Source organism: Cupriavidus sp. 10L45 (assembly GCF_056395225.1).
The window spans coordinates 258,001-272,311 of sequence record NZ_JBFTJC010000006.1; the positions used below are offsets into that span (position 1 = coordinate 258,001).

The 14,311-nt window shown below is 67.9% G+C and carries 14 protein-coding genes; 9 read left to right on the top strand and 5 right to left on the bottom strand.

Annotated elements, in window-relative coordinates; genetic code table 11:
- Window positions 1–69: 69 nt before the first annotated feature.
- Both AC1DFU_RS13350 and AC1DFU_RS13355 read right to left on the bottom strand, forming a co-directional pair.
- The gene (locus tag AC1DFU_RS13350) at window positions 70–534 is read right to left on the bottom strand and encodes a hemerythrin domain-containing protein (RefSeq protein ID WP_092296557.1); all 465 of its coding nucleotides are present in this window, start codon (window positions 532–534) and stop codon (window positions 70–72) included.
- Between the two features lie 183 nt (window positions 535–717).
- Window positions 718–1,245 carry a cupin domain-containing protein gene (locus AC1DFU_RS13355; RefSeq protein WP_441593220.1) on the bottom strand — a complete coding sequence of 176 codons (528 nt, stop codon included), beginning with the start codon at window positions 1,243–1,245 and terminating at the stop codon, window positions 718–720.
- Between the two features lie 194 nt (window positions 1,246–1,439).
- On the opposite strand from AC1DFU_RS13355, the gene AC1DFU_RS13360 reads away from it, so the two are divergent.
- The 5 genes from AC1DFU_RS13360 (at window position 1,440) to AC1DFU_RS13380 (ending at window position 7,014) form a co-directional block, all read left to right on the top strand.
- Window positions 1,440–2,348, top strand: coding sequence for a DMT family transporter (locus tag AC1DFU_RS13360; RefSeq protein ID WP_441593222.1), 909 nt, complete (start codon window positions 1,440–1,442; stop codon window positions 2,346–2,348).
- Window positions 2,332–3,105, top strand: coding sequence for a helix-turn-helix transcriptional regulator (locus AC1DFU_RS13365; protein WP_441593224.1), 774 nt, complete (start codon window positions 2,332–2,334; stop codon window positions 3,103–3,105). Before AC1DFU_RS13360 ends, AC1DFU_RS13365 begins: the two co-directional genes overlap by 17 nt.
- 143 nt (window positions 3,106–3,248) lie before the next feature.
- The gene (locus AC1DFU_RS13370; RefSeq protein ID WP_441593226.1) at window positions 3,249–5,489 is read left to right on the top strand and encodes a VTT domain-containing protein; all 2,241 of its coding nucleotides are present in this window, start codon (window positions 3,249–3,251) and stop codon (window positions 5,487–5,489) included.
- Window positions 5,489–6,319: an endonuclease/exonuclease/phosphatase family protein gene (locus AC1DFU_RS13375; RefSeq protein ID WP_092296855.1), complete on the top strand. Its 831-nt coding sequence runs from the start codon at window positions 5,489–5,491 to the stop codon at window positions 6,317–6,319. Before AC1DFU_RS13370 ends, AC1DFU_RS13375 begins: the two co-directional genes overlap by 1 nt.
- A gap of 275 nt (window positions 6,320–6,594) precedes the next feature.
- Window positions 6,595–7,014 carry a hypothetical protein gene (locus AC1DFU_RS13380; protein WP_092296569.1) on the top strand — a complete coding sequence of 140 codons (420 nt, stop codon included), beginning with the start codon at window positions 6,595–6,597 and terminating at the stop codon, window positions 7,012–7,014.
- A 38-nt stretch (window positions 7,015–7,052) separates the two neighbouring features.
- On the opposite strand, the gene AC1DFU_RS13385 is transcribed toward AC1DFU_RS13380, so the two are convergent.
- From AC1DFU_RS13385 to cls, 3 genes are all read right to left on the bottom strand, one after another.
- Window positions 7,053–7,487, bottom strand: a complete 435-nt coding sequence (locus AC1DFU_RS13385) for a hypothetical protein (protein ID WP_441593228.1) — start codon at window positions 7,485–7,487, stop codon at window positions 7,053–7,055.
- Window positions 7,488–7,734: 247 nt separating this feature from the next.
- Entirely contained in the window at window positions 7,735–8,388 is a 654-nt protein-coding gene (locus AC1DFU_RS13390; RefSeq protein ID WP_092296575.1) for a TetR/AcrR family transcriptional regulator, read from the bottom strand.
- A gap of 106 nt (window positions 8,389–8,494) precedes the next feature.
- A complete protein-coding gene (gene cls / locus AC1DFU_RS13395; RefSeq protein WP_441593230.1) occupies window positions 8,495–9,931 on the bottom strand; it encodes a cardiolipin synthase in 1,437 nt (478 codons plus the stop codon).
- 313 nt (window positions 9,932–10,244) lie between these two features.
- On the opposite strand from cls, the gene AC1DFU_RS13400 reads away from it, so the two are divergent.
- From AC1DFU_RS13400 to AC1DFU_RS13415, 4 genes are all read left to right on the top strand, one after another.
- Entirely contained in the window at window positions 10,245–11,003 is a 759-nt protein-coding gene (locus AC1DFU_RS13400) for a response regulator transcription factor (protein ID WP_092296581.1), read from the top strand.
- A 196-nt stretch (window positions 11,004–11,199) separates the two neighbouring features.
- Entirely contained in the window at window positions 11,200–12,807 is a 1,608-nt protein-coding gene (locus AC1DFU_RS13405) for a methyl-accepting chemotaxis protein (protein WP_092296584.1), read from the top strand.
- Window positions 12,808–12,958: 151 nt separating this feature from the next.
- Window positions 12,959–13,162, top strand: a complete 204-nt coding sequence (locus tag AC1DFU_RS13410; RefSeq protein WP_441593232.1) for a hypothetical protein — start codon at window positions 12,959–12,961, stop codon at window positions 13,160–13,162.
- Between the two features lie 348 nt (window positions 13,163–13,510).
- A complete protein-coding gene (locus AC1DFU_RS13415; protein ID WP_092296589.1) occupies window positions 13,511–14,161 on the top strand; it encodes an HAD domain-containing protein in 651 nt (216 codons plus the stop codon).
- Window positions 14,162–14,311: the final 150 nt, after the last annotated feature.

Below are 14,311 nucleotides of genomic sequence, written 5' to 3' on the forward strand. Positions count from 1 at the left end.
GCCACGCATCGCAGCGATAAAGAAAGGCCCATCCACCTCGGATGGGCCTTTTTTCGTCCGCGCCAACGATCAGGCCGTCACGCCTTCCAGTTCGTGCTTGCGCTCCTCGAGCTGCGCCGCCACCGCCTTGAGGTCGACCTTGGCCTGGATCACCGCCTTGAACAGCTCGCTTTCCTCTTCCTCCACGTGGTGCCCGACGTACTCGGTCAACACCTTGTAGTTGGCGTCGAGCATGGCCTTATCGCCCGATTCGATCTTCGCGATCAACTGCTTGGCCACCATGTGCTCGACCTTGGCTTCGTCCAGCATGTCGTCGATCTTGTCCGAAACGCCGCGCAGGGCGGGATAGAAGATCTCCTCCTCGATCTGGGCGTGGATGCTCAGCGCGTGGCAGGTTTCCGCCGCAATCGACTGCTTGGCGCTGTCCTGTTTGGCTTCCTCGAACTGCTTGAACAGCTTCTTGACGGCGCGATGGTCGTCCAGCAACAGGCTCAGGGCCGGACGCTGGCCGACCGGGATCTTGGACTTATCCATGATGACTCCTCGTTCTGTGGGGTTTTTGCGGGGTGGGGATGCGGACATTGCGAAAACGGGTCCGTGGACCGGTTCTGCAAAAGCCGTTCCCGGCCGCCCGACGCCGCCAAATCGGCGTGCGGCAGCGGCCAGGCCCGCCCGCTACGCGTAAAACTTGCCGGCGAACGTAGGGAGCGCGGCCGGTCAGCCCTGCGGAAGCCGGGGCGCCAGCCGGGCGATCACCTCGGCGTGATGCGGATGGGCGGCGGCCAGCGTGGCCAGGGCGGCCGCATCGGCCAGTTCGAACTCGCTGAACTCGAACCCGGGCGCCACCGTGCAGCCCACCAGCGAATAGCCGCCGGCGTAGCCCGCCACCCGCTCCGCCGCGAACCAGCAGCCGGCCGGCACCACCGCCTGGAACGCGGTGCCCGCGTCGTGCAGCGGGTTGCCGAGGTGGTGGGTGTGCAACCGGCCTGCGGCATCGATCACATGCACGTCGAGCGGCCCGCCGGCGTAGAAATGCCAGCCTTCGTCCGCGCAGATGCGGTGCCACGCCGAATACGCGTCATCGCACAGCAGGTAATAGATGGCCGTGGAGGCGGCGCGCTCCACGCCGTCGGCCCGGCGGACCCGCGCGGCGTCGCGGTAGGTCTCCCGGTAGAATCCCCCCTCCGGATGGGGCACGAGGCCGAGATCCTGGATCAGGCGGTGATGCGGCGCGGTCGTTGGCATGGCGGGAACGCGGCCCGATCGGGGCCGGAAGACGTGGACAAGGCGCATATTGTCCATGAGGTCCATCGGATTTGTCTGAAGGTCGATTGCAGGAATCGCCAAGACAGCCCCCTCCCGCCCCGCTACCCTGCCGGACAATCTCCCCCAATGCGGCCACTGACCGGCCGCCCGGAATCTGATCGAGTACCGCTTCCATGTCGCGCCCCCTGCCCGCCTGGCTGCCTGGCCTGGCCTTCGTCCTGATCTGGTCCACCGGCTTTATCGTCGGCAAGGCGGTCGTGCCCGTGGCCGACACCAGCCTGTTCCTGCTCGCCCGCTTTGCGCTGGCCGGGCTGATGTTCACGCTGGCGGCGGTGCTGGCCGGGGCGGCGTGGCCGGCGGCGCGCGAGGTGCCCCGCCACCTGCTGGCTGGCGCGCTGATGCAGGGCATCTACCTGTGTGCCGGCTACGGCGCCGTGGCGCACGGGCTGTCGCCGTCCGTGATGGCGCTGCTGGGCGCCCTGCAGCCGCTGCTGACCGCGCTGCTTGCCATCCCACTATTAAAAGAGCTACCTTCGATGCGCACCTGGCGCGGGCTCGCGCTCGGCGCGGCCGGCGTGGGGCTGGTCGTCCTGCCGGCGATGCGGGCCGGCGCGCCGCACGCGGTGTCGCCGTGGATCGTGCTGATCGGCCTGCTGGCCATTGTTTCCATCACCATGGGTACGCTCTTGCAGAAGACCTCCATCGCCAAGGCCGACATTCGCGCCAGCTCGGCCTGGCAGAATGCCGGCGCGATGTTGGTGGCCGGCGCGCTGGTCACGGTCAACGGCGGCCCGGGCGCGCTGCACTGGGAGCCGGGCCTCACGCTGTGGGCCTCGCTGGCCTATGCGGCGCTGGTGCTGTCGGGGCTCGGTACGTGGCTGCTGCTGGGGCTGGTGCGCCGCGGGCGCGCCGCCAACGCCGCCGCGCTGATGTTCCTCGCCCCGCCGCTGGCCGCCGTGCAGGCCGCGCTGCTGTTTGGCGACCATCTGGTGCCGCTCCAGTGGCTCGGCATGGCCGTGGCCGGCGCCGGCGTGTGGCTGTGCCAGACCCAGGGACGGACGCAACGTGCCGAAGCGCGCTGACCACGCCGCCCCGCTGGTCGAGCCGCGGCGATTCCAGCCGCAGCCGCTCGGCCATGCGCACGACTACCACCAGTTGCTGTTCGGCGTGGACGGCGCCATCGAACTGGAAATCGACGGTCACGCCTATCGTGTGGATGCCGAACACGGCCTGGTCGTGCCCGGTGGCGAACACCATGTCTGCGTGGGCCTGACCGAGAACCTGCAGCTTGTGGCCGACTTCCCGGCCAGTTCCGTGGCCCTGCCGGCCCGGCTGATGGCCCGCCCGCGCACCTTCGCGCTGGAGGGCCCGCTCGCCGCGCAAGTGCGCACGCTCGTCACCATCCCGAAAACCCACCCCGGCGCCCCGCCGCAGCACGACTGGCAGCGCGCGGCCATCCTCGCCGGCAATCTGGCCACCTCGCTCGGGCAGGACCTCACCCGGCACGACGCCGCCCGCTTCCCGGTCATGGCGATCGACGCCTGCCTGCGCGCCAGCCTCGCCGAACCACCCCGCGCCGACGAACTCGCCAGCCGCTTCGGCTGGGGCGCCCGCCACTTCCATACCCTCTTCTGCGAAGCCTTCGGCGACACGCCGCACGGCTACCAGACCCGCCTGCGCCTCGATCAGGCCGTGCAATGGCTGATGGCCGGCACGATGCCGCTGACCGACATCGCCTTCGGCGTCGGCTATCCCGACCAGACGACTTTTACCCGCGCGTTCGCCCGCCGCTTCGGCCTGCCGCCGGGAGCTTGGCGTGGGGCGGCGCGGCGCGGCTGACGCGCTCGCCATCCCTCTCCGTCGATTGTCAAAATTACAAAGCCGAGTAAAGCGCACACCGGCGGCGGTGCTCCGCTATCGCCAGACCCTAGCCTCAGCCCCAGATCCCCATCCGGTACAAAACTTGCGCCTGTGGCGGGGTGATGTCCGACGCCCTTCCTAATTCCCCGCTCCTGCGTCCCGGCCACAACTGCTGGCGGGTGGAGCCGTGCCAGCGGTTTTCGATGCTGGTCGACGCCGATGCGTATTTCTCCGCACTCCGTGAGGCGCTGGCCAAGGCCACGCACAGCGTGTTCATCCTCGGCTGGGACATCGACAGCCGGATGGTGATGAACCCGGGCGGCGATGACCCGCCCGATGGCCTGCCGCCCACGCTGCGCGAGTTCCTGAACACGCTGTGCAAACGCCGGCGTGGGCTGCGGATCTACGTGCTGAGTTGGGATTTCGCGATGGTGTTCGCGCTGGAGCGCGAGTGGCTGCCCGACGCCAAGATGCACTGGCAGACCCATCGGCGGCTGTCTTTCCGGCTCGATGGCAACCATCCGCCCGGGGCCTCGCATCATCAGAAGGTCGTGGTGGTCGATCATCAGGTGGCCTTCGTGGGCGGCCTGGACCTGACCATCCGGCGTTGGGACACCCATCATCATCTGGCCGACGACCCGCGCCGCGTGGATCTGGATGGCAAGCCCTATCCGCCCTTCCATGACGTGCAGTGCGTGGTCGATGGCGACGCCGCCGCCGCGCTGGGCGACCTGGCGGCGGCGCGCTGGCTGCGCGCCACGGGCCGCCAGCCGCGCGTGCCGGACCAGCCGCTGGGGGATGCGTGGCCGGAGAGCGTCGAGCCTGACCTCACCAATGTGGACGTCGGCATCAGCCGGACCGCGCCGGCGTGCGAGGACGATCCCGGCGTGTCCGAGATCCGCGAGTTGTATCTGGATGCCATCGGCGCGGCGCGCGAGGGCATCTACCTTGAGAACCAGTATTTCAGCTCCGGCCTGATCGCCGACGCGTTCACCAAGCGCCTGCGCGAGCCCGAGGGGCCGGAGATTGCGCTGGTCTCGCGGCGCACCGAGAGCGGCTGGCTGGAAGAAGCGAGCATGGGGGTGCTGCGCGCGCGGCTCTGCCGGCGGCTGCGCGGCGCGGACCAGCACGAACGGTTCCACCTGTACTGCCCGCATGTGCCGGACCTTGGCGACGCCTGCGTCAACGTCCACAGCAAGGTCATGGTGGTAGACGACCAATTGCTGACCATCGGGTCGGCCAATCTCAGCAATCGCTCGTTCGGGCTCGATACCGAATGCAACCTCGTGGTGGAGGCCAACGGCCATCCAAAGATCGCCGCCGGCATCCGGGCCATGCGCGGGCGGCTGCTGAGCGAGCACCTCGCCGTCACGCCGGAGGAACTCGACACCGCGCTGGCGGATGCCGGCGGCCTGCACGCCGCCATCGAAACCCTGCACCGCAGCGACGGGCGCACGCTGGAGCGGTTCTCGCCGACCGTGCCGGAAGAAGTGGATGCCGCGCTGCCCGATGCACGGCTGCTGGACCCCATCGAGCCCATCGACAGCGAGCAGATCATGGCCGAGTTCGTCAGCCAGGAGGCCCGCCCCCACGCGGCCAACCGGGTGGCGGTGTTCGTGCTGCTGGTACTCGTGCTGGGCGGCATGGCCTTCGCGTGGCGCTATACGCCGCTGCGCGAGTGGGCCGATTTCCGCTACCTGCTGACGATGATCGAGCGCGTGCGCGACATACCGTTTGCGCCGGGCGCGATGATGGCCGCCTTCGTGGCGGGCGGGCTGGTGATGTTTCCGGTGACGCTGTTGATCGTGGTCACGCTGGTCGTGTTCGGGCCGTGGTACGGCGCGCTGCTGGCGCTGTGCGGCTCGGTGCTGAGCGCGGCCGGCGGCTATACGGCGGGCCGGCTGCTGGGCCGCCACGCGGTGCGGCGCCTTGGCGGACGCCGGCTGAACCGCGTGAGCCAGAAGGTGCGCCAGCATGGCGTGCTGGCGATGGTGGTGCTGCGGCTTGTGCCCGTGGCGCCGTTCACGCTGGTCAACCTGGTGGTGGGCGCCTCGCGCATCCGGCTGCGGGACTGCCTGCTGGGCACTGCCATCGGCATGACGCCGGGCATTGTTGTCACGGCCTCGCTGGTGGACCGGATTGCCGCCGTGGCGAAAGACCCCGGCGCGGGCACCTTCGCCCTGCTGGCGCTGGTGCTGCTGATTCCGATCACCGTGGCAGTGTTGCTGCGCCGGCGGCGCAAGCGCCGGGAGCGTGCGACGAACGCCGAACTCCATGCGGCAGCGACGGCTGCGACGGCCGCGACAGCGGCGGCGCGGCACCCGCCACCGTGCACCAGCGCGCCTTCGCGCGAGGGGGCCTGATGAACGCGCCGTTGCCTCCCGCATCGAATCCCGCGTCGGACGCCTCCGGGTCCCTGCACGCGGACATCGCCGTGGCCAGCTACAACATCCACGGCGGGGTGGGCACCGATGGGCATTTCGTGCCGAAGCGCATCGCGGATGTGGTGACGGAACTGCGCGCGGACCTGATCGCCCTGCAGGAAGTGGAGTCGCGCCATACCGGCTTCGACATGCTGCGCTTCCTCGCCGCGCACAGCGGCTTGCACGCCATTCCCGGCCCCACGCTGGTCCGCGAGGACGGCGACTACGGCAACGGCCTGCTCACGCGTTACCGGCCGCTGCGCATTCGCCATATCGACCTCAGCGTGAAGGGGCATGAACCGCGCGGCGCCATCGACGCCATGCTCGAATGCAACGCCGTGGAGCACGACACCTTCGCGCTGCGCGTGATTGCCACGCACCTCGGACTGATGCCCGGCGAGCGGCGCTGGCAGGTGCGCCGGCTGCTCACCGCGCTGGCGGAGGCGCCCGAGCAGCCCACCATCCTGCTCGGCGATGTGAACGAGTGGTTCCTGTGGGGGCGCCCGCTGCGCTGGCTGCATGCGTACTTCGAACGCACACCCCATGTCTCGACATTTCCGTCGCGCTGGCCCTTCCTCGCGCTGGACCGGATCTGGACTTCGCCACGCGCGCACCTGGTGTCGGTGGCGGGCCATCGCAGCGCGCTGACGCGGCTGGCGTCCGATCATCTTCCGCTGCTCGCACGCATGCGGTTGACTGCGCGCGCACATCCTTCCCCAGAGGAAATCATCGCCACGGCGGGGGCATCGTTGCAAGGTCCGGGTGCCTGAGCGGTGCCTTGCATCGCACCATCGACATCTTGTTTCAGACTCACCCACATGGCCGCCACGGTTTGCCGCAGGGCCGCAATACGGGTATCTCGCTAGGCTTGCGCGCTGGTCTGCGCCACGTGCGCTTCCTATACTGACTCACGCATACTCCATGTCATGCCGCATGGCGATGCATACCGAAAACGATCGGGCAGGCGATGGCGGTTCCCGGGAGGACCCCGCCGACGGGTCATGTCGACACGCCCTGCCCTGGAACAGGAAAGTGGAGAAAAGGCATGCCCAGCGAACAGTTCCTTGCCACCCAGGAAACCCGCCGCTTAGGCCTGCGCGCCCTGCGCGCGGCATTGCTCCAGGTACACAAGGAAGTCATCGGCTACGACCGTGGTCAATACGAGCGTCTGCACGGTCCGATTCCAGCCGGGCAGTTCGTGCAGCTGGTCACCGAAGAATCTTTCTTTCGCTGGCTGGACCCGCTGTCGCGCCTCATCATCGAGATCGACGAAGAACTCGAGGGCGACGAACATCATGACGATACCTGCCGGGCCGTGGCCGCCGCCGCGCAGAAGCTGTTCAGCGAGCGCGGGGACGAGGCGTTTCGCAAGCGCTATCAGGAGGCGCTGCAGGACGAGTCGTCGGTCATCGTGGCACACGGGCGGTTGATGTCCGTGATCGGACAGCTTCGGCAGTTGCCGTAGGCATTGCTCCTGCCGGCATCGCGCGGGCGCGCTGGCACTCAGCGTCGACCGCGCCCGCCGCCGCCTCTTCCCCCGCCCCCACCGCCATAGCCATAACCGCCGCCACGGTAGCCGCCATAGCCGCCGTGGTACCCGCCGTGTCCCCCGTGGTAGCCGTGGTAGCCCCCGTAATAGCCACGATATCCACGCCCGTAGTAGCCGCGATAGCCGCTGCCATACCAGACACTGCCGTAGAAGCCGCCATACCAGGGTCGGTAGTAATACGGATACCCGGCATACGGATAGCCGTAGGCATAGGCGGGATAGCCGCTGTAGTAGCCGCCGTAATACCCCGACGAGTCATAGCCTGACGAGGCATAGCCGGACGGATAGCTGCCGTAGTACGTGTCATAGCCGGGATATGCCACGCAGCCGCCCAGCATCCATGTGGCGCCCGCAATGCCCGCCATCATCCAACCGCGCGCCCCATTCATCGTGCACTCCCATTGACCTGCATCAAAGCCGAGGGCGGCTTCGACCGTCGCCCCATGGCCGTTAGACAGTATTTGCGGGGCGGAAATCCATTTTCGGACTATTCCTATTCACGAATCAGAATCGTCTTCTTACACTTGGCCCCGCCTGTGCAATGCAGGCACCCGATGGAGTGCCAGAGTTGACCCCTCGCTGGCATTCTTTTACTTGGATGCCACGTGGTCCCCGCCACGTGGCATTTTTTTGGTCTCAGGCCACCGTCAGGCCGTTCTCCACCATGTCCAATAGCCGCGCACCGATGATGCCGGCCTGTTCCTGCGCGCGGCTGCGCAGGGGGCCGTCGATCAACAAAATGGCTAACCCGTGGACGGCGGACCAGGCGACATACTCTGCGCCGGGGCGGCGCGCCGCTGGCAGCAGGCCCGCATCGACCCAATGATCGAGCGCGGCGCCCAGCAACTGGAACGGGTTGAGGCCGCTGTTGCCGGCCTTGGCGGGGTCCGGGTCGTCCTCTACATCGTCCGGCACCGAGAAGGCGGTGCGGAACAGGCCTGTCTCGGCCAGCGCATAACGGAGGTAGCCCGCACCCACCGCGCGCAGGCTCCCGCGCGCGCGCTCGGTGGCGGAGGCATTGGCGGGCAGCGCTGCCAGTTCGGTCTCCATGGCCATGGCCAGGCCGGACAAGGCCGCGGCGCGCACCGCCTCCAACAGGTCCTGCCGGCTCGCGAAGTGACGGTACGCGGCATTCGGCACCACGCCCGCGCGGCGCGTGGCTTCACGCAGCACCACGGCCTCCGGGCCGCCAGTGCGTGCGAGATCGATCCCGGCTTCGAGCAAGGCGCGCCGTAGATCGCCATGTCGATAAGTGCTCCGCGTGGGCGGCGTGGCGGCGACTCGGCTCATATCAAACTCCCATGTGGACATCGTCCACTCATTCTGCTTTGTATAGTAGACAGTGTACACAAGGAGCGCCAGCCGCCAATGTGGACAACGGCGGCAGCGGATTTGCTCAGAGGATGGGGGCGAACAGCTTGGCAACGTGCATCGCCACCCGGAGCAGCGCGGGCGAGGCCAAAAATTCGTCGCGACTGATCTCGCGCGCCTCGGCGAAGTCGGCCTCGAGCATGCGCGTGACGTCCCGCGCGAAGGCCGGATGCGCGGTCATCACCATCATCTCGAAATTGAGCCGGAACGAGCGATTGTCGAGATTGGCGGTGCCCACGGCGGCGGCCTCATCGTCGATCAGGATCACCTTCTGATGCAGGAAGCCGGGCTGGTAGCGGTAGACCTTCACGCCTGCGCACACCGCCTGGTAGGCGTAGATGGTGGACGCCGCGTACACCACGAGGTGGTCCGGGCGCGACGGAATCAGGATGCGCACGTCCACCCCGCGCAGCACGGCAAGGCGCAGCATGGCGAACACCGCCTCGTCCGGCACGAAGTACGGCGAGGTGATCCAGACCCGCTTCTGCGCCGACTGGATCGCCTCGACGAAGAACAGCGAGCAGGTCTCCTGCGCGTCAGCCGGGCCGGACGGCACGACCTGGCAGATCATCTCGCCCACATCGCCATGCGGCGGCAGCATCAGGTACGGCACCTCCTTCGCAGCCCAGTACCAGTCCTCGGCAAACGCCATCTGCAGCTCCAGCACCGCCGCGCCGCGAATTTCGATATGCGTATCGCGCCACGGCGAGAGCGGCGCCCGCGCGCCCAGGTATTCGTTGCCGACGTTGTGCCCGCCCAGGAAGGCGCGCGCGCCGTCCACGACCACCAGCTTGCGGTGGTTGCGAAAATTCAGCTGGAAACGATTGACGAAGCCGGGATGCGTGGCGAAGGACCGCGCCTCCACCCCTGCCTGCTGGAGCGTGCGCACATAGCCGCGTCCGAGTCCGTGACAGCCGATGCTGTCGAACAGGAAATAGACCTTCACGCCGGCGCGGGCGCGCTCGCACAGGCGGCGCTGGAGTTCGCGGCCCAGTTCGTCGTCATGGACGATGAAGAACTGCACCAGCACGACCTGCGTGGCGGCGTCGATGGCAGCGAAGATGGCTTCGAAGGTCTGCTGGCCGTTGATCAGCAGGCGCACGTCGTTGTTGGCCAGGCACGGCATGCCGGTCAGACCGGGCAGCGCGCGCATGCAAGCCTGCGCCGGCGCCGTCACCACGCAGGCTGACATGGCCTCGCGCTCGGACGCGGTCATGCCACGGCGGATCTCGCGCAGGCGGTCATTATTGAAACGGCGGGCATTGACGTAGCCGGCGAAGGTGCTGCGGCCGAAGATCAGGTACGGAATCAGCGCGAAGTACGGCATCATCACCAGCGACCCCGCCCACGCAATGGCGCCGGGCGCGGTGCGGACCGTCATCACGGCATGCAATGCGGCCATCACGCCCACGATATGGAAGGCGACCATCACTGCGGCGATCACGCTAGGACTCATCAACATAGGCGGATGGTTCGGCGCTGCGGGCCCGTACATGGATGAGCCGTATTCTGGCATACCCGTCACATGAGGGCATCCCCCGATCGCCATATGCCGGTCGGGCTGCCTCATTTTTAGGCGCGCCGATGCAATGGCGTGCCGGCGCCGGTGCGCCTCCGCCCACCCGCCAGTTATCCACACGTTCTGTGGATAAGCCTGACCCGGTTCGCGGCGATCCCACATTTAAGGGAATGGCGATTGTCCGGCCGGGCATGCCGCCGCTACGCTCTGACGGTTCCTCTCCGTCAATCCGTTTCAGTTTTCTGGTAGTTGTAGCATGAGTGTTTCGACCAACATTGCCTTACTGGCCAGCCGCGCGGCCCGCCTCCACCCCATCCAGGACCTGCTCTCCCTCGCGGGTTTCCAGTGCACCCTCTTCCTTGCCGGCCGGGACCTGATCCACGGCCTCAGCCATGACAGCTACGACATGCTGCTGGTCGACCGCGACCTGCAAGACATTTCCGCCATCGACGTGATCCGTGCCGTGCGCGCCGTGCGCGCCCGCGACATGCCGATCATCATGATCGGCGGGCAGCATAACAACGACAACGACCTCGTGGAGGCGCTCGACGCCGGCGCCGACGACTACGTGCTCGAGGCCCTGAGCAACCGCGTGCTGCTGGCGCGCATCTCCGCTCTGCGCCGACGCATGTGCGGCGCGCGCTTCCGCAACAACCTGCCGATGCGCGCCGGCCCCTACGAGCTGAACAGCCCCGGCCGCTTCGCCATGCTGAATGGGCGCCGCATCGCCATGACGCCGAAGGAGTTCGACCTTGCCACGCTGCTGTTCGCCAACGCGGGCCGCATCCTGGCCAGCAAGCGGATCGAACATATGATCTGGGGTCATGACCTGCCACCGCTCTCGCGCGCGCTGGCGGGGCTGGTCTCGCGCATGCGCCGCACGCTCGATCTCTGCCCGGCCAACGGCGTCACCGTCAATGTCGTGTACGCGCAGGGCTACCGGCTCGACATCCTCGACCAGACCGTCCGCGCCGACCTGACGGGCCCACCCGGCCAGCCGTTGCTCCAGCCGTAACCCGCCCTCTGCGGCCTGCGCCGATCTCCCCGTTGTGCGACGGTGTCACGCCTGCGTCACACCGTTCGCCGAGCATGGCGGCGCACCGCAACGGGAATATGCCCCGGTCGTCCACACCGGGCGGCACGGTCAGGCAGCCACGCGGCGGGCATCGGGTCATGGCATGGCCGGGGCAATCCCGGCAGGAGTCTGTTTCGTGTTGCAAGCCATCCAACTGAGTCTGCCGCGCGCACGCGGCGAAGCCGTGTGGCAACGGCTGGTGCGACTGCCGCTGGCGGCGCGGCTGTCCGCCGCATTCATTCTGGTCTATGTCTTCGGCGCCGTGGTCGGCCTGATCGGCATCCTCAATCTGGTTACCCTCAAGCAGGACACCGACATCCTGTATCAACGCGACATGCGCGGCGCCATTTCGGCGGAACGCGCGCAGGCCGCACTGGCTATGCTGGGCCGCGCGCAACTGGCGCTGACGCTGGCCACGAGCACCACCGAGCGCGACGCTGCCGGCGCGGACATCCGGCAGGCCATGCGCCAGCTCGACGCCGCCGTGGACGGCGTGCGCCAGGCCGCGCCGCGCCAGGCACAGGCGCTGCAAAAGGAGCGCGCAGCGGCAGGTGAACTGATGCAAGGCTACGTGGCGCTGATCAACAAGCAGCCGCTGGACGCCCTGCAGTTCGACAGCGCCGTTTCCGTCGACGGCCATTTCCTGGGCGAGCAACTGCAAAAGCTCGGCGCGCTGATGGAAGCCACGCGCGCCGGCCTGGAGCGGCAGGCCGCCGACACCGTGGCGGGCGTTGCCGCGAGCCAGATCGGCGCACAAACGCTGATGGCCGCGCTGCTCGTGGCCAGCTTCGTGGCGGCCGGCGCGCTGGCGTGGTTTGCAGCGCGCAGCCTGACGCGCGAACTCGGCGGCGAACCGCGCGACGCCGCGGCGGCGGCCAACCGCATCGCCAGCGGCGACCTGACCGCGCATATCAACCTGCGCAGGGACGATCAGACCAGCCTGCTCTATTTCCTGGCTGGCATGCGCGACGAACTGGCCGGCGTGCTGGCCCGCATTCAGGAGTCAGCGCACGAGATCACGGACACCAGCGGCGATATTGCCGACGGCAACCAGCAACTCGCGGCACGCACTGCGCAGCAGGCCGAGGCACTGCGCCACGCGGCGGCCAGCATGACTCGCCTGACCGCGCTCGTCGAACAGGTGCATGAGCAGGCCAATGAATCGAGCACGATGGCCAACCAGGCGCGCACTGCATCGGGCGCCGGCATGGCGGTGGTACGCGACATGAACGGGACCATGGCCAACGTGCTGGGCCATTCGCGCAATATCGCCGAGGTGGTCACGGTGATCGAGGGCATTGCGTTCCAGACCAATATCCTCGCGCTCAACGCCGCCGTGGAAGCCGCGCGCGCCGGCGCGGCGGGGCGCAGCTTCGCGGTGGTCGCGCAGGAAGTGCGCGCGCTGGCCCAGCGCAGCGCCAACGCCGCCCGCGAGATCGGCGGCATCGTCGGCGACGCCACGCGCGAGATCGAACGCGGCGCCAGCCTCAGCGGCACCGTGGTGGCGGCGATGGAAGGGATCGAGTCGGCGGTCGATCGCAGCCACAGCCTCGCGGGCCATCTGCGCGCGCTGGCCGAGGAACAGGCCGCCGGCATCCGCACCGTGGGCGATGCCCTCGCGGAACTCGGGCAGACCGGGGCGCAGAACGGCGCGCTGGTGGACACCGTGGCACAGCACGCCAACCGGCTCGACGAGGAAGCCGCCGCGCTGGAATCTGACGTGTCGCGCTTCCAGTTCCAGTAGCCCTGCCACGCTGCACCGCAGCAATGTCACGCCATTGTTAAAGTTTCCGGTCTTTGCTGTCGTAAATAAGCGAATGCTGATTCTCCCCGGGTCACGGCCCGGCTAGCATGATCGCTTGCCTCTCAATCGAGACGCACAGCAAGGACCAGGCATGGCGCTACGCAAGGCAGTGCAGGACGATTCGTCCTTTCATGATGATCTCGACGCGGCGGGCCGCGACTGGGCGCCACGGCTCAAGCCGTGCGGCGCCTGTCATGGCTGCGAGCAACCCGTGGCCCCGACCGTGCTGTTTTGCAGCGCGGCGTGCCAGCAATCATTCGAGCATTTCGAAATGCGTTTACTGCGCAAGCGGTAAGCCGCCTCACCGCCCCCCCCATCGCCCCACCGTCCCTGCCCGCCCCTTCTCAGCCTCCAATCCCGCCTCGGGTAAATCCTAGTAATTCCCCTAATCGCAACGTGTCAACCGATGCGCTGGTGCATTCGTTTTCTTCTCCATTGGCCCCACATCCGCGCCGGAATCGACCCCGGATTCAGGCAGGTGTGTCGGCCGGAAACATTTGAGAACAAGGGGTAACGGGCATTTACGCCTCCGGTGTAGAAGTTACAGAACTGTTGCACTTACGCACGTTTTGTGTCGCCGCAGAAGCCGAATTGCCGAGTACGCTTGTCTCGACCAAACAGTACCGACTACCACAGGGAAATCATGTCTGAACGCCTCATCATGCTGGACGTACCCGGCGTCCTCTACTCGGACCGCTCCGCTGCCCGCCTGGGCGGTACGCCAATGAGCGGCACCCTGAGGGATGTCCGTTTCTTCGATCCGATCGCGCTGGGCTTCCTGCGCCGGCTGTTCGGCATTGCCGGCGCCCGCGTGGTGGTGTCCGACGCCTGGCGCCGTGGCACACCGGCCGCGATCCTGCAACAACTCGACCTCCAGGTGGAAGGCATGACCCCGCGCGTGGCGGGCGGCCATGGCGCCGAGATCGACGCGTGGTTCGCACAGCGTGCCGCGCCGGGTAGCTGGGTGATCCTGTCGACGGCCGCACCGGCCTCGATGACGGATGCGCAGCGCCGCCACCTCGTGCAGGTGAATCCGGTCGAGGGCCTGACGGTAGAGAACTTCCGCCAGGCACTGGACATCCTCGGCGTGGCCTGCCCGTCGACGGTGACGCCCGATTCGCGCGTAGAACCCGGCCTCCAGGCCAAGCTGCGCCACCTCCAGCAACTGGCGCGCGAAGCCCCCGAGCGCTTCATGCCCGCGCCGGCCGCCGCCGAGGCCCGCGAGCAGGCCATGGCCGTCGCCGTAGCCAGCCTGACCGGCAAATCGCTGCAACCGGCCGCGCTGCACGCCTAAGCGACGCGCCGCGCCCCCGCAAGGCCGCCGCCATGGCGGCCTTTTTCATGGTCCGGGCGCATTCGACATGCCGACGCGCCGTGCGGATCGGACAGGACCGGCCCCGCGCGCTATCCTCCCCGGCCATCACCGCCTACCCTTGTACCTTGG